Source organism: Halorubrum sp. CBA1229 (assembly GCF_003721435.2).
Taxonomy (GTDB): Archaea; Halobacteriota; Halobacteria; order Halobacteriales; family Haloferacaceae; genus Halorubrum.
The window spans coordinates 498,921-519,574 of record NZ_CP054585.1 but is presented as its reverse complement, the minus strand read 5'-3'; the positions used below and the strand labels follow the sequence as shown (position 1 = coordinate 519,574).

The 20,654-nt window shown below is 71.0% G+C and carries 22 protein-coding genes; 13 read left to right on the top strand and 9 right to left on the bottom strand.

What is annotated here, in order from left to right:
• Window positions 1–61: 61 nt before the first annotated feature.
• Entirely contained in the window at window positions 62–484 is a 423-nt protein-coding gene (locus Hrr1229_RS02570; RefSeq protein ID WP_123114340.1) for a hypothetical protein, read from the top strand.
• Window positions 485–546: 62 nt separating this feature from the next.
• Here the strand turns inward: Hrr1229_RS02570 and Hrr1229_RS02565 are convergent, their stop codons facing one another.
• Together Hrr1229_RS02565 and Hrr1229_RS02560 are read right to left on the bottom strand one after the other, a co-directional pair.
• On the bottom strand, window positions 547–2,256 hold the full coding sequence (locus Hrr1229_RS02565) for a GMC family oxidoreductase (RefSeq protein WP_123114341.1): 1,710 nt from the start codon (window positions 2,254–2,256) through the stop codon (window positions 547–549).
• A 6-nt stretch (window positions 2,257–2,262) separates the two neighbouring features.
• On the bottom strand, window positions 2,263–3,159 hold the full coding sequence (locus Hrr1229_RS02560; RefSeq protein WP_148041768.1) for a hypothetical protein: 897 nt from the start codon (window positions 3,157–3,159) through the stop codon (window positions 2,263–2,265).
• 256 nt (window positions 3,160–3,415) lie between these two features.
• Between Hrr1229_RS02560 and Hrr1229_RS02555 the strand changes: the two genes are divergently transcribed.
• On the top strand, window positions 3,416–3,901 hold the full coding sequence (locus Hrr1229_RS02555; protein ID WP_123114343.1) for a hypothetical protein: 486 nt from the start codon (window positions 3,416–3,418) through the stop codon (window positions 3,899–3,901).
• A gap of 35 nt (window positions 3,902–3,936) precedes the next feature.
• Here Hrr1229_RS02555 and Hrr1229_RS02550 read toward each other — a convergent pair whose 3' ends face one another.
• Entirely contained in the window at window positions 3,937–4,566 is a 630-nt protein-coding gene (locus Hrr1229_RS02550; RefSeq protein ID WP_123114344.1) for a hypothetical protein, read from the bottom strand.
• 91 nt (window positions 4,567–4,657) lie between these two features.
• Here Hrr1229_RS02550 and Hrr1229_RS02545 point away from each other — a divergent pair, with 91 nt between their 5' ends.
• From Hrr1229_RS02545 to Hrr1229_RS02535, 3 genes are all read left to right on the top strand, one after another.
• Complete coding sequence (locus Hrr1229_RS02545; protein WP_123114345.1) at window positions 4,658–6,061, top strand: hypothetical protein; 1,404 nt, start codon at window positions 4,658–4,660, stop codon at window positions 6,059–6,061.
• Window positions 6,062–6,189: 128 nt separating this feature from the next.
• Window positions 6,190–6,672 (top strand): hypothetical protein, encoded by a 483-nt coding sequence (locus tag Hrr1229_RS02540; RefSeq protein ID WP_123114346.1) that lies wholly within the window; start codon window positions 6,190–6,192, stop codon window positions 6,670–6,672.
• A gap of 22 nt (window positions 6,673–6,694) precedes the next feature.
• Entirely contained in the window at window positions 6,695–7,873 is a 1,179-nt protein-coding gene (locus Hrr1229_RS02535; RefSeq protein ID WP_123114347.1) for a thiamine pyrophosphate-dependent dehydrogenase E1 component subunit alpha, read from the top strand.
• Window positions 7,874–7,915: 42 nt separating this feature from the next.
• Here Hrr1229_RS02535 and Hrr1229_RS02530 read toward each other — a convergent pair whose 3' ends face one another.
• Entirely contained in the window at window positions 7,916–9,253 is a 1,338-nt protein-coding gene (locus tag Hrr1229_RS02530) for an NAD(P)/FAD-dependent oxidoreductase (RefSeq protein WP_123114348.1), read from the bottom strand.
• A gap of 398 nt (window positions 9,254–9,651) precedes the next feature.
• Between Hrr1229_RS02530 and Hrr1229_RS02525 the strand changes: the two genes are divergently transcribed.
• The 5 genes from Hrr1229_RS02525 (at window position 9,652) to Hrr1229_RS02505 (ending at window position 14,295) form a co-directional block, all read left to right on the top strand.
• The gene (locus Hrr1229_RS02525) at window positions 9,652–10,878 is read left to right on the top strand and encodes a pyridoxal-phosphate dependent enzyme (RefSeq protein ID WP_123114349.1); all 1,227 of its coding nucleotides are present in this window, start codon (window positions 9,652–9,654) and stop codon (window positions 10,876–10,878) included.
• A gap of 103 nt (window positions 10,879–10,981) precedes the next feature.
• Window positions 10,982–11,572 carry a GNAT family N-acetyltransferase gene (locus tag Hrr1229_RS02520; RefSeq protein WP_123114350.1) on the top strand — a complete coding sequence of 197 codons (591 nt, stop codon included), beginning with the start codon at window positions 10,982–10,984 and terminating at the stop codon, window positions 11,570–11,572.
• A gap of 105 nt (window positions 11,573–11,677) precedes the next feature.
• A complete protein-coding gene (gene cdd / locus Hrr1229_RS02515) occupies window positions 11,678–12,079 on the top strand; it encodes a cytidine deaminase (protein WP_123114351.1) in 402 nt (133 codons plus the stop codon).
• A 108-nt stretch (window positions 12,080–12,187) separates the two neighbouring features.
• Complete coding sequence (locus Hrr1229_RS02510) at window positions 12,188–13,042, top strand: nucleoside phosphorylase (RefSeq protein WP_123114352.1); 855 nt, start codon at window positions 12,188–12,190, stop codon at window positions 13,040–13,042.
• 71 nt (window positions 13,043–13,113) lie between these two features.
• Entirely contained in the window at window positions 13,114–14,295 is a 1,182-nt protein-coding gene (locus Hrr1229_RS02505; protein ID WP_123114353.1) for an FAD-dependent oxidoreductase, read from the top strand.
• Window positions 14,296–14,474: 179 nt separating this feature from the next.
• Here the strand turns inward: Hrr1229_RS02505 and Hrr1229_RS02500 are convergent, their stop codons facing one another.
• Entirely contained in the window at window positions 14,475–15,008 is a 534-nt protein-coding gene (locus Hrr1229_RS02500) for an Rrf2 family transcriptional regulator (RefSeq protein WP_123114354.1), read from the bottom strand.
• 67 nt (window positions 15,009–15,075) lie between these two features.
• On the bottom strand, window positions 15,076–15,327 hold the full coding sequence (locus Hrr1229_RS02495) for a hypothetical protein (protein ID WP_123114941.1): 252 nt from the start codon (window positions 15,325–15,327) through the stop codon (window positions 15,076–15,078).
• Window positions 15,328–15,431: 104 nt separating this feature from the next.
• Between Hrr1229_RS02495 and rocF the strand changes: the two genes are divergently transcribed.
• Complete coding sequence (rocF, locus tag Hrr1229_RS02490; protein WP_123114355.1) at window positions 15,432–16,337, top strand: arginase; 906 nt, start codon at window positions 15,432–15,434, stop codon at window positions 16,335–16,337.
• Between the two features lie 36 nt (window positions 16,338–16,373).
• Here the strand turns inward: rocF and Hrr1229_RS02485 are convergent, their stop codons facing one another.
• Together Hrr1229_RS02485 and Hrr1229_RS02480 are read right to left on the bottom strand one after the other, a co-directional pair.
• A complete protein-coding gene (locus Hrr1229_RS02485) occupies window positions 16,374–16,670 on the bottom strand; it encodes a hypothetical protein (protein WP_123114356.1) in 297 nt (98 codons plus the stop codon).
• Between the two features lie 199 nt (window positions 16,671–16,869).
• A complete protein-coding gene (locus Hrr1229_RS02480) occupies window positions 16,870–17,703 on the bottom strand; it encodes an alpha/beta fold hydrolase (RefSeq protein WP_123114357.1) in 834 nt (277 codons plus the stop codon).
• 145 nt (window positions 17,704–17,848) lie between these two features.
• Between Hrr1229_RS02480 and Hrr1229_RS02475 the strand changes: the two genes are divergently transcribed.
• Both Hrr1229_RS02475 and Hrr1229_RS02470 read left to right on the top strand, forming a co-directional pair.
• On the top strand, window positions 17,849–18,454 hold the full coding sequence (locus Hrr1229_RS02475; protein WP_123114358.1) for a VOC family protein: 606 nt from the start codon (window positions 17,849–17,851) through the stop codon (window positions 18,452–18,454).
• Between the two features lie 7 nt (window positions 18,455–18,461).
• Window positions 18,462–19,079 carry a PAS domain-containing protein gene (locus Hrr1229_RS02470; protein ID WP_255212554.1) on the top strand — a complete coding sequence of 206 codons (618 nt, stop codon included), beginning with the start codon at window positions 18,462–18,464 and terminating at the stop codon, window positions 19,077–19,079.
• 9 nt (window positions 19,080–19,088) lie between these two features.
• Here Hrr1229_RS02470 and crtI read toward each other — a convergent pair whose 3' ends face one another.
• Entirely contained in the window at window positions 19,089–20,642 is a 1,554-nt protein-coding gene (gene crtI / locus Hrr1229_RS02465) for a phytoene desaturase family protein (RefSeq protein WP_123114359.1), read from the bottom strand.
• Window positions 20,643–20,654: the final 12 nt, after the last annotated feature.

Sequence of the window (20,654 nt, the reverse complement as noted above, 5' to 3'; positions counted from 1 at the left end):
ACCCGTTTCGCCTCTGTTCTCCTCCCACACTATTATTCTCGTTGACAGAATATCGGGGCCCATGAACGTTCGTCGCTGGACGCCGTTCACGTTCATCGCGCCCGACCGCTACGTCGACCGCGACGACCGGTGGGACGCCTTCGACCTCGAAGCGTGGTCGGCGTCGGAGTACGACTGGACGCAGGACCGGTGGAACGGGATCAGGGATTTCGCCAAGAAACCGGGCGAGTGCGTCGACGCCGGTCGGGGAGACTGCGAGGACTACGCCCTGGTCGCGCTCTCTTGGGCGTTCGCTCACGACCGCGACGGCCTCGGAATCGGGTTCTGTTGGGACCTCCCCTGGCCCTGGCCTCGGCACGTGATCGCGTTCGACGACGAACGCGTGTACTCGTCGGGCGAGATCCACGAGGGGAGCGTCGAGGAGTGGGAGGCCGACTCGAAGTACGCGTACGTGCTCAAGCGGTCCGTGACGGACCCGGCGTGAGCGACCGTGGGCGGCGACAGCGTGAGCGACCACCGGGCGGAAACAAGGGGAACCGGCGACGATCAGAAGTGCCGCTCGACGATCTTCTCGCCCGTCCGAGCCGCGAGGGCTTGGCCCGTGTTCGTCGGGTTCGCGCCGCCGACCCCGTTCGCGAGGACGGAGTGATCGGCGACGAAGAGCCGGTCGACGTCGTGGGCCTCGCACGCCTCGTCGACGACTTCCCCCATCCGCATCGTGCTGTGGACGTGCAACGCGGTCGGCGGCGAGTCGGAGCGGTGCACGTGGGACGCGCCGGCCTCACGCAGGATGTCGGCGGCGATCCGCGCGAGCTCGTCGCGACGCTGCCGATCGCCCTCGCTGGGTTCGTAGTTGACGATGGGGATCGGTCCGTGTTCGTCGGCGGCCCCGGGAGCGACCGTGACCCCGTTTCGCTGATGGGGGCGGTCGTCGGTCACGACGAGGATCTGTAGCATTCGGCGGTAGTCGGAGAGCAGCCGCTTGAGCTCGGTCCCGGCCAGTCGACCCATCGTGTCCCACGGCTCGCCCGCGGTGTCGTTCTGGAACGCGAACCCCGACGCGCTGGCGCCGAACCCCAAGATCGCACCGATTCCGGGGGCGGTGCCGACGGTCTGGAGCATCCCCACGCCCGGGTAGTCGAAGCGGGCGGCGATGTCCTGCCCCTCGTGCTGGTCGATCGTGTCGCTGCCGATCGTCTCCTCCAGGTCGTCGGGGTCCCACAGCCCCATCACGTTGTCCCCGAAGTGGATCGTCAGCCCGCGACCGACCCACTCGTTGGCCGGGAGGTCGGCGTTGAGCCAGAGCCGCGGCGTCTCGATGGCGCCCGCGGCGAGGACGACGACGTCGGCGTCGACCTGCTCCCGCGATCCGGACCACGTGTCCCGAAACTCCACGCCGATCGCCGTCGGCGTGTCACCGCGGGGCGTCACGGTGATCACGTCCGTGACGAAGGCGTTGGGCCGGATCGTCACGTTCCCGGTGCGCAACGCGGGCGGCACGAAGCTGACGTTGCTCGCCCGCTTGGCCTTCTCCTCGTACGGGGCGCCGCGCGGGTGCGGGTTCCCGGCGATGTCGCCGAGCGCGAGGGTGTCGCCCTCGACGTCCGGATAGGTGAAGTCGCCCTCGTACCCGGCGTCGACGTGGAGCGCCTCGTCGGGCTGTCTGATCGCGTTCGGCTGCGGGCGGTACCCCGGCTCCGTCACGTTCAGGTCCTCGATCAGCTCCCAGCCGGCGTCTGCCGCGCCACGGAAGAACAGCTCCTCCTTGGCGGTGACGGGGGCCGGCGTCACGTCGCACATCTCCTCGACCTCTTGGTAGTAGGGGATCAGGTCGGCGTACTCGATCGGCCAGTGCCCCTGCTCGTCGATCGACGCCGGATAGGCGCGCGGATGACACCCGGTGTAGTGGAGCGTGGTCCCGCCGACGCCCGCGCACTGTAAGATCGCCCCGTCGCCCGGGAACTTCCGGAACCAGAACCCCCGCTCGTGGTCGGCCGGCCCGAAGACGAGCTTGGTGATCATCTCGAACTCGCGGGTGGTGAACTGCTCGTCGAGCAGGTCGCCGCTCAGGTCCTCGGCGCTCGACGAGGCCTCGCCGCCCGGGTCCTCGTTGGGGCGCGGCCACTGCTCGTTCCCGTAGAACGGGCCGGCCTCGAGGACGAGCACGGAGAGGCCCGCCTCCGCGAGCTTCCACGCCGTAACCGGTCCGTCGCCTCCCGCTCCGACCACGACCGCGTCGTAGCTGTCTCGGACCATCGCCGCTCACCCCGACTCCACGGGGAACGGTTCCCCGTAGTCGCTCGTGTCGTAGTCGTTCTCACGGAACGCGCCCGACTCCCGGACGATTCGGACGCCGGCCGTCTCGTCGACGGTCGCCCACGTGTCACCGTCACCCAACGGGCTCTCCGCCGTCCCGACGTAGCCGCGGAGCGCGGCGTACCCGTTCGCGAACCCGGGGAACCCGGTCTGTCGCCAGCTCTGGACCGCGGACCGGTCGTTCGGGTGGACGCGTCGGCTCGGCGGCTGGGTGAACTCGTCGTACCCCTGCCACTCGCTGTAGTAGATCATCTCCATGAACCCGATGACCAGCTGCCCAACGAGGCCGGCGTCCAGCTCGAGCAGATCGTCGTCGGTCGGCGAGAACTCGACGTCGAACTCGTCGACGATGGCGATGGCGCGCAGCCGGTCGCGCCGCGAGAGCTTCGCGAACGGGCCGACCACGTCCTCGACGACCGTCGGCGACGGGTCGTCCGGGCCGAGCAGCGACAGCGCCCGATCGACGTCGGGATCGCGCTCGTTGTCCCCGCGCTCCAGAAGCGTCAGCGCCGCCGAGTCGAGGAGGTGGGCGATCGGGTCCGCGATCGGGATGTTCCCCTGCGGCCCGAGGTGTGGGAGTCCGAGCTGGAACCCGTCGTCGACGTAGGTGACGGCGAACTCGTCGAGCTCGACCGCCAGGCCACCGGGGACGTGTTCGGGCCCGATCTCCCCCGCGAGTCCCGGTGTCTCGGGGACGACCGCGTCCGCGATCGCCCGGAACGTCACCTTCGTGTGCGGGTCGACGTCTGGACCGATCCCGGCGAACTCGAGGAGCAATCCCCCGGTGGACGCCAAACTTTGCCATGTGACGGCCAGCCACTCCCCTATGCGACTAGTTACCATACCCTGTCGTCGAACGAGTGGGTAAAAAAGATTGTCCCGATGACATCTGTCTCCGTCGACTGCATCGGTTCCCGATTCGATCTCCGAGGTAGGTCGGCCGTGACGCGATGCAACGACGGAACTACCATCTACAATTAAATAGCTCGATGATATGTCGTAGCGTATGTGGGTGATGATAACTAGCATGGCAAACGGTGGTAGACACACGCACCGGCGACAGCGCGCGACCGCACCGTCTAACACGCCGTAACCGAGCATGATATCGATAAACCTCTGGGACGTCGTCCACGTCCCGTTCGACGTCGTTCGAGACGGCTACCGACAGCTACGGAAGGCGCTGTTCACGCAGCCGCGGCCGTCCGGTGAGTATTTCGTGGTGGACCGGCCCGTCGAAGAGATCGAAGCGGAGCTCGGCGAGTACAGCTTCGCGCCGAACTGGGAGTTCTCGTACCACAAGCGCGGCGAAGTCATGAACCTCGCTCGCGTGGTGCACGAACGCAACACCGCCGACGGAACGACGTACCGCTGGTGGCAGACGCATCTCCGCGGCTGGCGCAACGACGACGGGCAGATCGAGCTCCACGCCCACTGGGAGCTCGAGCCGACCGAAAACGGGAACCCCCACATCGACGGCGTCGGCTTCGACTTCGACCGCGGGATGTCCACGCTGCGGTCGTTTCTCGACGAGGCCGGGATAGAGTACGAGCGGACGACGATCGAGCCGAAGAACGCCGACAGCTGACTACCGACACGCCACGAGCGCCGTCGCGCCGGGGATCACCGGCGGAGCCGCTTCCGGAGCGCGTATCCCACGGCGATCGCCAGTCCCACGCCGACTGCGCCCGTGAGCACGGCGGTCCGGCGAGGCGGTCGGTTCGCCTCCGGCGGCGCCTCGCGCCACGCGGCCTCCCCCGCGTCGACGTACTCCTCGACGGAGTCGTGTGCGACAACGTCGAACTCGACCGTCCCCGCGTGGTCGATCGGGTCGATCAGCGACCGCAACGCGTCGACGAACCGATGGGCGTCCGCTTCGCTCGCCCACTCGTACAGCTCGAGGAACTCGCCCGGCCGCTCGCCCGCCAGCCAGAGCTTGCGGCGGAACCCGGGGAGCCCCGCGAAGAACGGCGTCGCGACGTTCGCGATGGGGTCGAACAGCGCGGTCCGGAACGGGCCTCGGGCCGCCGGATCCGTCACCCGCATCCTGAAGACGAGGACGGCCCCGTCGTCGGAGCCGTTCGAGTCGGCCGAGCGGCGGACCGTCTCTCGGTAGACGACGAACGTGGTCCCGTCGGCCGTTTCGATCGCGTCCTGCAGCCTGCCGTCAGGGAACTCGATGTCGCCCGCGACCAGGTACCGGACGGAGCGTATTGCGGCGCCGCCGAGCGTCGCGCCGTCGCGAAGGTTCATGCGCGGGATATATCAACCGTTCATAATGAATGTTTCCGCGGCCGCGTATGGCCACCGAAGATTTTTACTGCTCGTTTCGAACGACCCGAGTATGGACCGCAGAGCCCTCCTCTCCGCGATCGGTGGGTCCGTCGTCGCGCTGTCAGGGTGCGCCGGCGACGACCCCGCCACGGACTCGGCGGCGAACGGGACCGACGGCGACTCGGCGGGAGCCGACGGCGAGGCGTCGGACGACGGCGACGGGACGGCCGGCTCGCTCGACGTCGAGCTCCGAACGGTGCCGCACGTCGTCACCGCGTACGAGCCGTCGCCGAGCCGCGGGATCGACCCGGAGCACGTCGTTCCCGAGTCCGAGGTCCCGGCCGCGCTGCGCGAGCCGCTCGCCGAGGCGATCGGCGGGCGGTTCGAGACCGACGACCCCGGCGACGACCTGCTGGCCGCGGTCGACGAGTTCCGCGTCTACGACCGGGGCGAGCTCAAGCCGTACGTCGAGCTGGACGGGACGCGCTACGCGTTCGAGCCGGCGCTCCCGACGTTCACCGCGGAGCTCGTCGACGAGGAGGCCGATGGGTACGACGAGGACCGGGTCCTCAGAGAGGCGCGACGGCACGATGACCTCGGCTCGGCGGCGGTCGAGGCGTTCGTCCGCGCGCTGACGGCCTCCGGCACGCACATCCCGCGAGACGAGTACCGCCGGTGTCTGCTCCCGGACGCCGTCGCCGCGTTCCTCGACGAGTACGACTACCTGGAGGACCAGCTGGGCGTCTCCCGGATCCGCACGGCCGTCGAGAACGAGGACCCGCCGTACGCGATCACGGCGCGCGAGCTGACCGAGGCGGCCATGTGGGACCGGCCGGTGGTCGACGAATCGGCGCTCGACGCGGAGCTGGTGTCGTTCTTCGAGCGGGCGCTGGCGTCGGAACATCGGGCGCCCGCGTTGACGACGCCGGACCGCAGCCAGTACTTCACCGACGACGTGCCGGACGCCCACGAGGAGCTCGCCGCGGAGTACCAGGAGCCGCCGTACTACCGGATCGACGGCACCGTGTACAGCGTCTTCGTCGGCGAGTCGCGGTACGACCGGCTCCCGGTGTCGGTCTCGGTCGCTGCGAGCGAGGGCGCGCCCCGGCGGTTCACGATCAGGGTCGCGCCGGCGCCCGAGAACGCCGACGGCGAGGCCGAGGGCCCCTACACGTTCACGAGCCGGGGAGCGCTGCCGAGCGCCCTCTGGGTGATTCACGGGGGCGAACGGGAGGAGCTGGACGTCGTCGAGACCGAGGGCATCGAGGGGCCGCCGCCCAGCCGCAGCGACGGCGAGGCGCTGGAGTCGCTCACCGCGGGCGACGAGATGGCCGCGACGTACTCGGTGCCAGAAGGGCTCCCCGCGGGGGAGTACGTGAGCCGGGGGCTGTTCGGGGTCTCCTGGAACGTCCCGGGTCAGACGCCGGGGGAGCACGGGGCGTACCCGTTCGAGCTGGAGATCGCGGTCGAGTGAGCCGAGGCGGCGCGGACGCCGAGCGAGGTCGCCGAAGCGGTCGGCAGGTGTGACGGCGTCGCGGGGGAGACTCAAGCCGGCGTTTCACCCAGGGGAAACGTTTTACTTCGCTTTCACGACGTGCGGGTATGGACGACGTTCCCCGGTCCGAGTCGAGGCCCTCCTCTCCGCGACGGTGGGCGCTGATCGCCGGCGTCTACGCGTTCGGCTGTGCCACCGTCACGGCGTTCGCGCTCTCCGACATGCTCGGCCTCTTCGCGGAGGTGATCGGCCTCCCGCCCGCGTTCGCGATGCCGCTCCTCGCGACGCCGGCGCTCGTCGCCGGCGCGGGGCTCTGGTGGGCGCTCGTCGAGCGGCCGGGGACCGTCACGTACCCCCGCGGCGCCGCGTTCGGGCTGCTCACCGCGCTCGTCACCGGCGCCCTCTGGACGGCCCGGTTCGTGCTCGTCTGGGGGCCGGAGATGCTCACGGCCGGCCCCGTGCCGCTGCTCGTCGGGTTCGTGCTCGGCATGGTCGCCGTCGCGGGCGTCCTCGTCGGCCTCCCGATCGCGTACGTCCGCCGACGGAGCCGAGACCGGTCGGCGGCCGCCGCGACCGCTAACTCCTTGTGACCGGCGCACACACCGATCGCCCATGGACGAGAACGGCGCCGACGCCGCCGGCTCCACCGATTCGCCTGCCGACCCGTCCGACGCCGCGACCGACCCGCTCGCGGACGCGGACGTCTACCGCGTGCTCGGGCCGGACGGCAGCCCCTTGCCGGACGCGACGGTCCCGGACCTGTCGGACGAGCGGTTCCGCGAGATCTACCGCGACCTGGTGGTCACCCGCCGGTTCGACGAGCGCGCGGTCAGCCTCCAGCGACAGGGGCGGATCGGGACGTACGCGCCCTGCGCGGGACAGGAGGGGTCGGCGGTCGGGTCGACCCACGCGCTCGCCGAGGACGACCTGATCAGCTACCAGTACCGCGAGCACGGCGCGGTCGTCGTTCGCGACCTGCTCTCGGAGTACCTCCCCTACTGGATGGGTCACGAGTCGGGGACCGAGGCGATCGCCGACGGCAACGTGTTCCCGCTGAACATCGGGATCGCGGCGCACCTCCCCCACGCGGTCGGCGCGGCGTGGGCGTTCGACTACCGGGACGAGGACCGGGTCGCCGTCACGCACTTCGGCGACGGCGCGACCAGCGAGGGCGACTTCCACGAGGCGATGAACTTCGCGGGCGTCTTCGACACGCCGACGCTGTTCTGCTGTCACAACAACGGCTGGGCGATCTCGATCCCGCAGTCCCGCCAGACCGCGAGCGACACCTTCGCGCAGAAGGCGACAGCGTACGGCTTCGAGGGCGTCCGCGTCGACGGGATGGACCCGCTGGCGAGCTACGCGGTCACGCGGGAGGCGGCCGAGCGGGCGCGGGGAGGCGAAGACGGTTCCGACGGGGACGACCCGCGCCCGGTCCTCATCGAGTTCGTCGAGTACCGGTTCGGCGCGCACACGACCGCCGACGATCCGACCGCTTACCGCGACCCCGACGACGTGGACCCGTGGCGCTCCCTCGACCCGCTCGACCGGATGGAGGCGTTCCTGCGGGAGACCGGACGGATCGACGACGAGGGCGTCGCGGCGATCCGCGAGGAGGCCGACGACGTCGTCGCCGAGGCGATCGACGTCGCGGAGGCGGTCGAGGCCGACCCGAGCGACATGTTCGACCACGCGTACGACGAGCTCCCGCCCGAGATCCGCCGCCAACGCGAGGAGCTGCTCGCGGCGGTCGACGAGCACGGCGAGGCGTCGTTCCACCGGGAGGAGTAGGGTCCCGTGGCGTGAGGGAGGAGCGGGAAGATGCGGCTCTATTTATAAATGCTCGCCCGCCGCGTCTGCCGCCGCCCGCCCGCTCTCCAGCGCGCCCTGAATCGACGACCACTCCGTGTAGTCGCCGGCGAGGACGACGGGGCCATCGGGGTCGTCGGGCTCGGGGAGGTCGGCGTGGACGCCCGGCGGCTGCGCGAACTGCGCGAACCGGATCCGGTGGACGTCGACGGTCTCCAGTCCGGAGAAGTCGCGGCCGGGGTACCACGCGTCGAGGGCGTCCCGGACGTCGTCGCGGAGGGCGTCCGTCGGGCGGTCGAGGGAGTCCTCGCCGAGGAACGTCGCGGCGAGCAGCGCGCGGTCGTCGGGGCCGTACTCTGGCGCGACCTCCGACATCGGGACCACGGCGTTGGGCGACTCGCCCGCGGCGTTGAGCAGGATCCGCTTCCCGGTCTCGAACGACTCGCCCGCCGGGAGCGCGTACCAGCCGGTGACGTTCGGGACGGCCTCGGTCGGGACCGACTCGACGCCCGTGAGCCGGCGCGCCTCGGGCGGCGTCGCCGCGACCACGACCGCGTCCGCCTCGCGCGTCGAGCCGTCGGCCAGTTCGACGGTCGCGCCCTCGGCGTCGCCGCTCCCGGTCCGGAACGGGACCCGACCCTGGTCCGCGGTCCGGACCGAATCCACGTCCTCGCCCGTCTCGATCGCCACGCCGGCCTCGCGGGCGCGGGCAGCGAGCGACTCGGGGATCGTGCTCATTCCCTCGGCGGGGACGCCGATGGCGCCGCGGCCCATCGCGCGGAAGGTGTACTCGAACACCTGCTTCGAGGTCGAGAGGCTCCGGTCGAGGGTGATGCCGCCGTAGAAGGGCTCGACGAAGTGCTCCACGTAGTCGTCGGCGAACCCCCAGTCGCGCAGGTACTCGCGGATGGAGGCGTCGTCCGGGCCGCCGGAGGAGTCGTCCCGGCCGGCGAAGAAGTCGTCCTCGTCGCGGTTCGAGAGGTCGTACCGGAGCGCGAGCGTCCGGAGCTTGTCCGAGAAGGAGACCTCGTCGTTCAGGAGGGAGGGGATCGCCCCGCGGGGGTCGCGGAGGGGGTCCGAGAGGGTCGAGCGCGATCCCGGCCGGCAGATCGTCGCGCCGGGGGCAAAGCGCCGGACGTCGAGGGCGTCGATGTCGAGCTCGCTCGCGACCGCCGGGTAGCTCGTGAACAGCACCTGGAAGCCGCGGTCGAGGGTGAATCCGTCGACGGTCTCTGTGCGGACGCGCCCGCCGACCTCGGGCCGTCGCTCGTACAGCGTCACGTCCGCGCCCGCCTCGGCGAGCCGGGCCGCCGCGACGAGCCCGGCGAGCCCGCCGCCGATAACGGTGACGTCTCCGTTCATACGTTGCGTATTAGCTTGCGGGTTTATAAGTCGTTGATGACGGATACGTGACCGATTTCTTTGCGGCGAACACCTCCAAAGCCCCAGCCGTGAGGAGCGCGGACGCTCGCTGCGCTCCTCGGTCGCTCACTCCGTTCGCTCCCTGCGGTGCTTGCGTCGCCTCCGCGCTCCTCACGGCTGCCCCTTTGAGTCCCACCCGCACAGCGACCACAACCTCACGCCTCCCCAGCCTCGTCGGTGGTCCTTCGCTTCGCTCCGGACCACCGACTCCCTCGCACGGGCTCCTCGCGCCCGAAGGGCGCTCGGAGGCGCGCGCCACCGCACAGCGAACGCATCATCTCGATCGCTGTCCGTCTCCGAGAGGGAAGCGATTAGTCGCCGCCGCCGCAAGGGTGAGTATGGAGCTGACGGAGACGACGACGGCGTTCCGCGGGCTGGAGAGTCGCGCGTCGGGTCGCGTCCACGAGACGGCCGACCCGACGACCGTGTCGGCCGAGGAGCAGGCCCGGGGGCTCGACCCCGCCTACGACTACGACGCGGTCGACCCGGAGACGCTGCTCGGGGCTCCGCGCGACGGGCCGGCCGGGACGGGGCGGGGCCACTGGCGCTTCGACGCGCTGCTCCCGTTCCCGGCGGAAGCGGCTATCTCGGCGGGCGAGGGCGCCACGCCGCTGGTCCCGACCGACCGGCTCGCGGACGAGCTCGACGTCGACGCGGTGTACGTCAAAGACGAGGGACGGAACCCCACGGGCACCGTGCTCGACCGCGGGCTCTCGGTCGCGCTCACCGCGGTCGCGGCGCGGGCGGACGAGGGACAGGACGTCGAGCCCCTCGCGTGCGCGAGCCCGGGCAACGCCGGGCAGTCGATGGCGGCGTACGCGGGTCGGGCCGACCTGCGCTCGTACGCGTTCGTCCCCTCGCGGTGCGCCTTCTCGAACAAGGCGATGACGAACGTCCACGGCGGCGACATGCGCGTGGTCGGCGGCCGCTTCCCGGACGCCGCCGACGCGGTCGACGAGCAGCTGGAGACCGACTACACCGACCTCGGCGAGTTCGCGACGCCGTACCGCCACGACGGGGTGAAGACGCTCGCGTTCGAGCTGGTCGCCGACCTCGGCGCGGCGCCCGACGTCGTCGTCGTCCCGACCGGGACCGGCGAGGTCGTCGCCGGCGTTTATAAGGGGTTCGCGGAGCTGGCGCGGGTCGGCGCGATCGACGCGGTCCCGAAGGTCGTCGCGGCCCAGGCGGCGGGCTGCGCGCCGATCGCGGCGGCGGTCGAGCGCGGGCTCGACGAGCCGGAGCCGTGGGAGACGCCCGACACGATCTGCGGCGAGCTGGAGATCGCCGACCCCGCGGGCGGCGCGGCCGCGGTCGAGGCGGTGGCGGAGAGCGGCGGGACGGCGGTCGGCGTCGAGGACGAGGACGTGCTCGCGAGCGCGGTCGCCGTCGCCCAGAACGAGGTGATGGAGATGGGCGCCACCGGCGGCGCCGCGCCCGCCGGCGCCTGGGCGCTCAAGGAAGACGGGTTCTTCGACGGAACGGAGACGGTCGTCCTGATCAACAGCGACGCCGGGCTCAAGACGCCGGACGTGCTGCGCAGCCACCTGATGGGCCAAGGCATTTAAATAGCGACCGGCGGCGGTCGCCGCGATCGCGGCGGTCGCGACCTCGGAAGTCGCCGGCGCCACGCGGGGAACCGTTTTTACGTCGGCCCGCGTACGTGCAGATATGTACGTCCGCGACGCCAAGAACCGTGACGAGGCGTGGTTACTGGACGCGATCGAGCGGCTCGGGCTCGACGACGTCGCCTTCCGGTCACGGGACTACGTGATCGCGGTCGACCAGGAGTCGGGCGACCGGGCCGGCTTCGGCCGGCTCCGCCTGCACCGCGGCGACGGGGACGAGGAGAACCGGATCGAACTCACCGGGATCGGCGTGCTCCCCGAGTGGCGCGGCCGCGGCGTCGGCGCGCACGTGGTGGAGCGCCTCGTCGACACCGCGGCCGCGGACGGGTTCGAGACGGTGTACGTGCTCACCGACCAGCCCGAGTACCTCACCCAGTTCGGCTTCGAGGAGGTCGACACCGAGGACCTCCCCCCGGCGCTCTCCGACCGGCTCGACGAGAAGCGCGAGTTCCTCGGCGGCGGCGTCGTCGGCCTGCGGCTCCCGACTGACGAGTTCGACATGCCGGACCGCTTCCGCGAGGCGTTCAAGAAGGCCGAGCCGGCGGACGCCGCGGCGGAGGACACGGAGGAATCGCCGGAGGACTTCGGGATCGACCCCGAGTCGGCCACGTATAAGTACGACACTGGACGGTGAGCCCCGCCGCGGGACTCCGCTCCCGCCGCCCGCGACATCGCCGCCGTGCTCGTGCTCGCCGCCCGCGACCCGACCGCTTAACGCCCCGCCGACCGACGGCCCGGTATGGATCTGATCGAGGCCGCGCGCGACGCGCTCGACGACGCGCACGTCCCGTACTCCGAGTACCGCGTCGGCGCCGCGCTCCGGACCGCCGACGGGACCGTCTACACCGGCTGCAACATCGAGAACGCGAACTACTCCAACAGCCTCCACGCCGAGGAGGTCGCGCTCGCGGAGGCGGTGAAGAACGGCCACCGCGAGTTCGACCGGATCGCCGTCGCCTCCGGCGTCCGCGACGGCGTCACCCCCTGCGGGATGTGCCGGCAGACGCTCGCGGAGTTCGCGGCCGACGACCTCGTCGTCGTCTGCGACGAAGGGGACGGCGAGACGAGCGAGTACACGCTCGGTGAGCTGCTCCCGAACACCATCTCGGAGGGGACGCTCGACGACGCGAGAGGGGTTTGAGTCAGGTCGTCGAGGGGGTTGAGTCAGGTCGTCGAGGACACGGAAGCCCCCCGACAGACAGGCCGCAAGACGGAACTACTTTTAAACGGCTCGCCGAAGGGCGAGGACATGACCGAAGACAGCGAGACCGACGGCGGCGACGGCGGCGCGGGCGACAGCGAGGACCCCAACGCCGAGGCCGGCTACCACGTCGAGGTGGGCCCCGCCGACGTCGCCGACGCCGTGCTCCTCCCCGGTAACCCCGAGCGCGTCGACAAGATCACGGCGCTGTGGGACGAGTACGACGAGGTCGCGCACCACCGCGAGTACCGTACCGCGACCGGCACGTACGACGGTGCGCCCATCTCGGTGACGTCGACGGGGATCGGCTCGCCGTCGGCCGCCATCGCCGTCGAGGAGCTCGCCCGGATCGGCGTCGACACGTTCGTCCGGGTCGGCTCCTGCGGCGCCATTCAGCCGGGGATGGAGGTCGGCGACCTGGTGATCTCCACCGGGGGAGTCCGTCAGGAGGGGACGAGCGACGAGTACGTCCGAGAGGACTACCCGGCCACCGCCGACGGCGAGGTCGTCTCGGCGCTCGTCGCCGCCGCGGAGAGACTGGGATACGACTACCACACCGGCGTGACGATGAGCGCCGACTCCTTCTACGCCGGGCAGGGGCGTCCCGGCTTCGAGGGGTTCGAGGCGGCCGGCTCCGACGAGCTGGTCGCGGAGCTGCGGGACGCGAACGTGAAGAACATCGAGATGGAGGCGTCGGCGATCCTCACGATCGCGAACGTGTACGGGCTCAGAGCGGGGGCGGTCTGCTCGGTGTACGCGAACCGGGTGACCGGCGAGTTCCGGACCGAGGGCGAGTCGCGGGCGGCCGAGACCGCGAGCCTCGCCGTGAAACTCCTCGCGCGCATGGACGAGGTCAAACGGGAGGCGGGCGCCGACCGCTGGCACGCCGGGCTCTCGCTGTAGCGCGCGGCGCGCATCGCCGGCGTCACCGACGTTTCAAAGCGTCTTTATCCGCTCACCGCGCACAGATCGACATGAGTACACAGGTCGTCGTCGTCGGCTCCGGCTACGCCGGGGCAGGGGCGGTGAAGGCGTTCGAAGACGAGGTCGGCGAGGGCGAGGCGGAGCTCACGTGGATCTCCGAACACGACTACCACCTCGTCCTCCACGAGGTCCACCGCGCCATCCGCAACCCCGCCGTCGCGGACAAGATCACCATCCCCGTCGACGAGATCAAGTCGTCCGAGTCCGACTTCGTGCAGGGCCGAGTCGTCGACGTCGACACCGACGAGCGCGTCGTCGAGACGGAGGACGGGACGACCGTCGACTACGACTACCTGCTGCTTGGCGTCGGCTCCACGACCGCCTTCTTCGGCATCGACGGCCTGGAGGAGAACGCCCACCAGCTCAAGGGCCTCGACGACGCGAAGGCGATCCACGAGGACGTGCGGTCGGCCGCGGCCGAGGCGACCCGGTCCGACCCCGTCGAGGTCATCGTCGGCGGCGCCGGGCTCTCCGGCATCCAGACCGCGGGCGAGATCGCGGAGTACCGCGATAAGCACCGCGCTCCCATCGAGATCAAGCTCGTCGAGGGCCTCGACGAGGTCTTCCCGGGGAACGACCCCCAGGTCCAGGGCGCGCTCCGACAGCGGCTGGAGGAGGCCGACGTGGAGATCCTCACGGGCGACTTCATCTCGGAGGCCGACGGGGACGCGGTCTACCTCGGCGGCGGCGAGGAGGAAGAGCCCGAGGAGCTCACTTACGACGTGCTGGTCTGGACCGGCGGCATCACGGGCCAGCCGGAGCTGGCGGACGTCGAGGTCGACAAGGACGAGCGCTCGAACCGCGTCCACGCCGCCTCCGACTTCACCACCAGCGACGACCGCGTGTTCGCCATCGGCGACACCGCCCTCATCGACCAGGGCGACGACGACGTCGCGCCGCCGACCGCGCAGGCCGCCTGGCAGGCCGCCGAGGTCGCCGGCGAGAACCTCGCGCGGGCCGCCCGCGGCGCGCCCATCCAGTCGTGGGAGCACAAGGACAAGGGGACCGTCATCTCGGTCGGCGAGGAGGCGGTCGCCCACGACGTGATGGGGATGCCGATCAAGACGTTCGGCGGCACCCCGGCGAAGCTGCTGAAGAAGTCCATCGCGGTGCGGTGGATCGCGAAGGTCTCCTCGGCAGGACGCGGCGTGAGCGCGTTCGGCGACATGTAGCGTCGGCGAACCCGACACCCGTCACGGCGGCGTTTCTCGTTCGCAGTCGGTCCATTCCGAGTTTGAGAGCGACGGTCTCGAGTCCGGGAGCGACGGTTTCGAATCCGAGAGCGGCGGCTTCGCTCGGGGCGTCGAACTGTCTCGGGAGAGCGTAAAGAGCGGAGCTGCCGGCGAAACAGTCAGTGCTCGGCGGGCTCGTCGGGCGCGCGCATGTCGTCGATCCGGAGGATGAGGATGTTCGCGGTGTCGTCTTTCCCGTCGACGGTCCCGTCGATGACGAGCTTCGAGAGCGGCGTCGGGCCGACGGTAACGGAGTCGCCCTCGTGGAAGTTCCGGACGGAGCCCTGGACGTGGATCTCGGCGCGGCAGAGCTCGGGGTGATGGACGCTGGAGAGGTCGATCCCGTCGACGTTGACCCCCGTTACCTCCTCGCCCTCGTGGTAGATGGGGACGTCGGCGGGCTCGTCCATGCGCTGGATGTCGAGCGCCTCGTAGGCGTTCGAGGTGGGCTTGTAGCCGCCCTTCGGGCCGGGGACGCCCTCGACCAGCTGGAGCGCCTTCAGGCTCTGCATCTGGTTGCGGATCGTGCCGGGGTTGCGGTCGACCTCCTCGGCGATCGCCTCGCCTTTGACGGCGTCTTCCTGTTCCCCGTACAGGTTGATGAGGGCCGTGAGGATGCTTTTCTGACTCGATGTGAGCTCGATCGATGACATGGAGCCGAATAGACGGCGCCACCGCTTAAATGCGGTGGAAGGCCGTTATAAACGATCGTGCAGAATCTCAATATTCGTACCGTCTGCGCAGCCGGAGGTACGCGAACGGGCTGGAGAGCGCGACGACGACGCCGACCCCGATCAGGGCCAGTCCGAGGTCGCTCACGAACAGCGCGACCCCGGCGCCGACGAGACCGATCACCGCCCCGGTGAACGCCACGGCGATCATGGCGCCGATCGGTTCGATGTCGCTGCCGTCGATGTCGGCGGGATCGAACTCGGGCGGCGCGTCGTCCGCCTCGCCATCGGAACCGGTCATGGCGTCCGGTTGGAACGGGGCGACAAAACCGTGTGCGATCGCGCTCGCCGAGTCGCCGCCGCGGGACCCCACCATTCAAGCGTCGGGGCGCCGCGCCTGCTGACATGACCACCGTCAGGATCATCGGCGCGCCGACCGACTACGGGGCGAACCGACGCGGCGTGGACATGGGGCCGTCGGCCATCCGGTACGGCGGGCTCGCCGACCAGCTCGCGAGCGCGAGCGTCGACGTCGTCGACGCGGGCGACCTCGCGGTTCCACGCGCGGAGGAGCGCGACCCGGACGCGGACGCGCCGAGCGCGGGGAAGGCGAAGTTCCTCCGGGAGACGGCCGACGTCTGCCGGCGCCTCGCGGACGAGGTGGGCGGGACGCTCGCCGACGGGGCGGTGCCGCTCGCGCTCGGCGGCGACCACTCCATCGCCATCGGCTCGCTCGCGGGGTCCGCGCGCGACGCGGACATCGGCGCGGTGTGGTTCGACGCCCACGCCGACCTCAACACGCCCTCGACGACGCCCTCCGGAAACGTCCACGGGATGCCGCTCGCGGCCGCGCTCGGCTTCGACGAGTTCGCGGGCTCCGAGTGGGCGAACGCGCCCGGGCTCTCCCCGGAGAACGTCGCCCTGGTCGGGCTCCGCTCCGTCGACGCGGCGGAGGTGGAGGTCATCCGCGACCGCGGCTTCGCGGCGTACACGATGTCCGACATCGACGAGCGCGGGATCACCGACGTCACCGAGGAGGCGATGGCGACCGCGGGCGAGGGCGTCGACGGGGTCCACGTCAGCCTCGACCTCGACTGGCTCGACCCCAAGGAGGCGCCCGGCGTCGGGACGCCGGTCCGCGGCGGGGTCACCTACCGGGAGGCCCACAGCGCGATGGAGATCGTCGACGAGGCCGACTCCCTCCGGTCGATGGAGCTCGTCGAGGTGAACCCGACGCTCGACCAGCACAACGAGACCGCCGAGCTCGCGACGGAGCTGGCGGCGAGCGCGTTCGGAAAGCGCGTGCTGTAGGTCGGCCGGTCGGCGGGACCGGCAGGAAGGAATCGCCTAGACGCCGCGGTCCAGCTCGTCGACGACGCGCTGGAGGTCGGCCTCGTGCTCGATCTCCCGTTTGATCTCCTCGCGGCGCCGGACGGCCGCGGAGTCGGCCTCGTACGCGCGGACGAACTCGGCCCGGGTGTGCTCGTCGAACGCGTGCCGGATCGCGAAGTAGCCGTCCGGGACGATCGTGCCGCACACCTTGCACTCGTGGCGCTGGTGTTCGTCGGTCTGGTGGACGATAGCCGACTCTACGTCGTCGAAGGCGGCGTCGCAGTCGCCGATTCCGCACGTCCAGCGGGGCATGTCTTCCCGTCGCTCCCGCGGGGGATTAACCGTTTCCCCCGCGAGTCCACTCCGTCACTCCCTTCGGTCGTTCACTCGTTCCCTCGCTTGCCCCCACTCGCTTCGCTCATGGGGACCCCGCGAGTCCGCGTTCCCCTCGCCGTCCTTCAGGTGTCAACTGCGAGTATCGGGGCGTGTCTCTCGCGTTCGCTCGGTCCCGCTACGTGTCGCCGGCCCAACGCAACACCTCGCTTCGGCGGTCGAGCAGCGTCCCGAGGTGGTCGGTCTCGGCGGTGACGAGGGTCGCGTCGCTATCGGTCGCGAGGTCCCGGACGCCCGACAGCGGCGCGTTCTCGTCGCGGGTCCCGTGCCACGCGCGGACGGCGGCCGACGGCCGACCGATCCCCGGCCACTCGCTCCCGAACCACCGGTTCTCTCGGGCGACCGCCCGCGCTCCCCGCCGCAGGGCCTCGTGAAAGTCGGCGGCGACCGCCTGCGAGACCGCCGCCGACACCTCCCGGTCGGTGTACTGACCGACGACCGCGTCCGGGCCGGCGACCGACGCGTAGGCGCTCGACAGCCGGAAGAGGACGCGGACGGCGAGGGGGATCCGGGACAGCCGCACGAGGCCGACGTCGGCCGGCGGAACGACCGCGCTGACCAGTCCGACGCGGCGCACGCGGTCGTTCGCTCCGGCCGCGAGCGCGAAGGGGCCGCCGCCGGAGAACCCCACGACACCGGCCTGGTCGACCGATTCGGCGTCCAGAAGCGCCGCGAGATCGCCCCGCCAGTCGCGCCAGCTCCGGTCTTCCGACGGGGGCGACGAGCGGCCGTACCCCGGTCGGTCCGGAACCACGAGCCGAACGCCCGCCTCGGCGGCCGCGTCGGCGAGGAGCGACGCGAACAGCCGGGAGCCCGGAGTCCCGTGGTGTGCGACGACCGGCGTCCCGTCCTCGTCCCCGGCGACGGCGTAAGCGAGCGTCCGGCCGTCCGAGAGCGGACACGTCTCCGTCGACGGCGCGGCGCGCTGCGATCCGTGAGACTTCGCTTGCATGTCTCGGCCTTCCGCTCCGCCCGGAATAACTAGTCGGAAGCCCCAAATCGATCTTTTAGTCACCGCCGATTCCGCTCGCCCCGCGCGCTCCGGCTGACACCGGTGTTACCAGAAGCTCATGAGGAACGGGCACGTGGATCACCGTATGTCGACACCCGAGGTCACGGCGGAGCGGCCGGATAGCGTGCTGCACGCGACCGGCTGGGACCACGTCACCCTGATCGGGAGCAACGCCGACGACACGGTCGCCTTCTACCGCGACGTCCTCGGGCTGCCCCTCGTCGTCAGGCAGCCCAACCTCGACCGCGAGGCGGTCGAACACCTCTTCTTCGACGCGGGCGACGGGCGGTTGGTCACCTTCTTCGTCGACGAGTCGCGGGACTCCGCGGAGACGCAGAACCCGGGGATCGGTGGGGTCCACCACCTCGCGTTCGGCGTCGAGCCAGAGGAGCTCCCGACGATCCGCGAGCGCCTGCTCGACGCCGGCCACGAGGTGAGCGAGTTCGACCGCGGCGCCTTCCACTCGCTGTACACCCACGACCACAACGGGCTCGTGATCGAGCTCGCCGCCGACAAGTTCGACCTCCCGGACGACCGGAGGGGCGAGGTGCTCGCTCACGCGCAGGCGGCCCGCGTCGCCGCCGGCGACGAGTACGTCGCGACCGAACACTTGGAGGCCGCCCTCGAGGAGCTCGGGCTCCCGGTGGAGCGGTACGACCTCCCCGACGCCCCGACCGGGCGGGATTTCTGAGGGTGCCGTGAGCCGCAGATCGGATGTTCTCGATGTTCTCGCGTGCGACGAGGGCGACCTCCGGGGCGCGCTTCGGGCCCTCCTCGCCGGTCACCGGGCGGCGCTCGGTGACGGCCCGGAAGACGGCGTCGAACGGGCCGCCGCCGCAGAGCGTCTTCGACTCGACCCCCATCGACTCCCGCGCTCGCCCTCGGCGGCCGCCCCGCCCGCCGCGGTGACCGACTCCGACGACCTCACCGACCGGGACCGACGCCTGATCGAGCGCGTTCGGCTCCTCGACGACGCGCCGCTGGGGGTCACGCTCTGCGGGCCGGCGTACCGCGACACCCCGATCCTGTACGCGAACCGGACGTTCCGCGACCGCACCGGCTACTCGCTCGCGGAGCTTCGCGGCCGCAACCCGCGACTGCTGCAGGGACCGAAGACGGGCGACGCCGCGGTCGACGCCCTCCGCGAGGCGGTGTCGATCTGGGAGCCGGTGACGGTGGAGGTGTGGAACCACCGGCGCGACGGGACTCCGTTTTTAAATCGCGTCTCGCTTCGGCCGCTGCCCGGCGACGACGGGACGATCACGCACTGGGCCGCCGTGCAGGAGCCAGTCGAACGGCCGAACGACAGGGGGTGATCCCCGCCTTCACCGCAGCGTCGACGTCGGCACCACGGACGGGAGCACGCCGTCGCCGGCGGCGTCCTCGATCACGGCCTCGGCGACGTGCTCGCCGCTGAGCAGGCACATCGGCATCCCGATCCCGGGGTTCGTGTACGCGCCGACGTAGTAGAGCCCCTCGACGCCCGGCGCCCGGTGCGCCGGCCGGAGCGGCCCGGTCTGCCCGAGCGTGTGCGAGAGCGCGAGCGCGGTGCCCCGCGGGGCGTTGAACCGCTCGCGGAAGTCGGAGACTGACGCGGTCTCCTCGAAGACGATCCGGTCGCGGAAGTCGACGCCGGCGTGCTCGGCCAGGTCGTCGAGCACCAGGTCGCGGAAGCGCTCGCGGGTCTCGGGGTCGTCGTCGAGTCCGGGGGCCAGCGGAACGAGGACGAACACGGCCTCGTGATCCTCGGGTGCCGCCTCCGGGTCCGTCTTCGAGGGGACGTGGACGTAGTACGCCGGGTCCTCGGGCCACGCCGGGTCGTCGAAGATCCGCTCGAAGTGGGGCCGCCAGTCGGTCGGTAACACGAGCGCGTGGTGGTCGAGGTCGACGTCGCCCTCGACGCCGAAGTACATGAGGAACGCGGAGGGAGCGTACGTCCGCGACTCCCAGTACGCCTCCCGGCGCGCGTACTCGTCAGGGAGGAGGTCGCGCTCGACGTGGGGCGGCGCCGCGTTCGCGACGACGCGGTCGAACCGCGCGTTCGCCCCCCCGGCGCCCACCTCGAACTTCGGCCCCGCCGCCGCGACCGAGGGCTCGATCGCGGTCACCGGCGTCCCCGTGCGGATCTCGGCGCCGAGGTCGGTCGCGAGCGCCGCCATCCCGTCGACGACGCTCGCGATGCCCCCGGTCGGATGGTAGACGCCGAGGTTCATGTCGACGTGACTCATCAGCGTGTAGATCGCCGGCGTGTTGTACGGCGACCCGCCGAGGAAGACGAGCTTGTACTCCGCGATCTGCCGCAGCTTCTCGTGGTCGAAGTAGTCGCCGACGTGGTCGTCCATCGTCCGGAGCTTCGGGAGCGCGCGCCCCGACCGCAACACGTCCGCGTCGACCATGTCGCGGAGCCGCGAGCGGCTCGGGTAGACGAACCGGTCCATCCCGAGCTCGTACGCCTCCGCGGCGTCGTCGAGGTACGCGTCGAGCCGGTCGCCGGCGCCCGATTCGTACGACTCGAACAGCGCCTTCTGCCCCTCTCGGTCGGCCGGCATCGTCGCGCGGTCGCCGTCCTTCCAGACGACCTCGTAGAGGGGGTCGAGCTCGGTCAGCTCGTAGAACTCGTCGGTCGACCGCCCGAACCGCTCGAAGAAGCGGTCGAACACCTCCGGCATGAGGTACCACGAGGGGCCGGTGTCGATCCGGAAGCCGTCGCGCTCGATCCGGCCGGCGTACCCCCCCGGATGCTCGTTGCGCTCGAACACCGTCACGTCCGCGCCGGCGTCGGCGAGGTACGCGGCCGCGGAGAGGCCGCCGAACCCGGCGCCGACGACCGCGATATCCGCTCCGGCGAGGCGCTCGTCGTCGCGTGAGCGAGGGCTCATCGGGCGTTTCTA

Bases quoted from the DNA above. Each gene is read 5' to 3' on its own strand.
- Hrr1229_RS02570 (WP_123114340.1), top strand. From the start codon at position 62: ATGAACGTTCGTCGCTGGACGCCGTTCACGTTCATCGCGCCCGACCGC.
- Hrr1229_RS02565 (WP_123114341.1), bottom strand. From the start codon at position 2,256: ATGGTCCGAGACAGCTACGACGCGGTCGTGGTCGGAGCGGGAGGCGAC.
- Hrr1229_RS02560 (WP_148041768.1), bottom strand. From the start codon at position 3,159: ATGGTAACTAGTCGCATAGGGGAGTGGCTGGCCGTCACATGGCAAAGT.
- Hrr1229_RS02555 (WP_123114343.1), top strand. From the start codon at position 3,416: ATGATATCGATAAACCTCTGGGACGTCGTCCACGTCCCGTTCGACGTC.
- Hrr1229_RS02550 (WP_123114344.1), bottom strand. From the start codon at position 4,566: ATGAACCTTCGCGACGGCGCGACGCTCGGCGGCGCCGCAATACGCTCC.
- Hrr1229_RS02545 (WP_123114345.1), top strand. From the start codon at position 4,658: ATGGACCGCAGAGCCCTCCTCTCCGCGATCGGTGGGTCCGTCGTCGCG.
- Hrr1229_RS02540 (WP_123114346.1), top strand. From the start codon at position 6,190: ATGGACGACGTTCCCCGGTCCGAGTCGAGGCCCTCCTCTCCGCGACGG.
- Hrr1229_RS02535 (WP_123114347.1), top strand. From the start codon at position 6,695: ATGGACGAGAACGGCGCCGACGCCGCCGGCTCCACCGATTCGCCTGCC.
- Hrr1229_RS02530 (WP_123114348.1), bottom strand. From the start codon at position 9,253: ATGAACGGAGACGTCACCGTTATCGGCGGCGGGCTCGCCGGGCTCGTC.
- Hrr1229_RS02525 (WP_123114349.1), top strand. From the start codon at position 9,652: ATGGAGCTGACGGAGACGACGACGGCGTTCCGCGGGCTGGAGAGTCGC.
- Hrr1229_RS02520 (WP_123114350.1), top strand. From the start codon at position 10,982: ATGTACGTCCGCGACGCCAAGAACCGTGACGAGGCGTGGTTACTGGAC.
- cdd (WP_123114351.1), top strand. From the start codon at position 11,678: ATGGATCTGATCGAGGCCGCGCGCGACGCGCTCGACGACGCGCACGTC.
- Hrr1229_RS02510 (WP_123114352.1), top strand. From the start codon at position 12,188: ATGACCGAAGACAGCGAGACCGACGGCGGCGACGGCGGCGCGGGCGAC.
- Hrr1229_RS02505 (WP_123114353.1), top strand. From the start codon at position 13,114: ATGAGTACACAGGTCGTCGTCGTCGGCTCCGGCTACGCCGGGGCAGGG.
- Hrr1229_RS02500 (WP_123114354.1), bottom strand. From the start codon at position 15,008: ATGTCATCGATCGAGCTCACATCGAGTCAGAAAAGCATCCTCACGGCC.
- Hrr1229_RS02495 (WP_123114941.1), bottom strand. From the start codon at position 15,327: ATGACCGGTTCCGATGGCGAGGCGGACGACGCGCCGCCCGAGTTCGAT.
- rocF (WP_123114355.1), top strand. From the start codon at position 15,432: ATGACCACCGTCAGGATCATCGGCGCGCCGACCGACTACGGGGCGAAC.
- Hrr1229_RS02485 (WP_123114356.1), bottom strand. From the start codon at position 16,670: ATGCCCCGCTGGACGTGCGGAATCGGCGACTGCGACGCCGCCTTCGAC.
- Hrr1229_RS02480 (WP_123114357.1), bottom strand. From the start codon at position 17,703: ATGCAAGCGAAGTCTCACGGATCGCAGCGCGCCGCGCCGTCGACGGAG.
- Hrr1229_RS02475 (WP_123114358.1), top strand. From the start codon at position 17,849: ATGTCGACACCCGAGGTCACGGCGGAGCGGCCGGATAGCGTGCTGCAC.
- crtI (WP_123114359.1), bottom strand. From the start codon at position 20,642: ATGAGCCCTCGCTCACGCGACGACGAGCGCCTCGCCGGAGCGGATATC.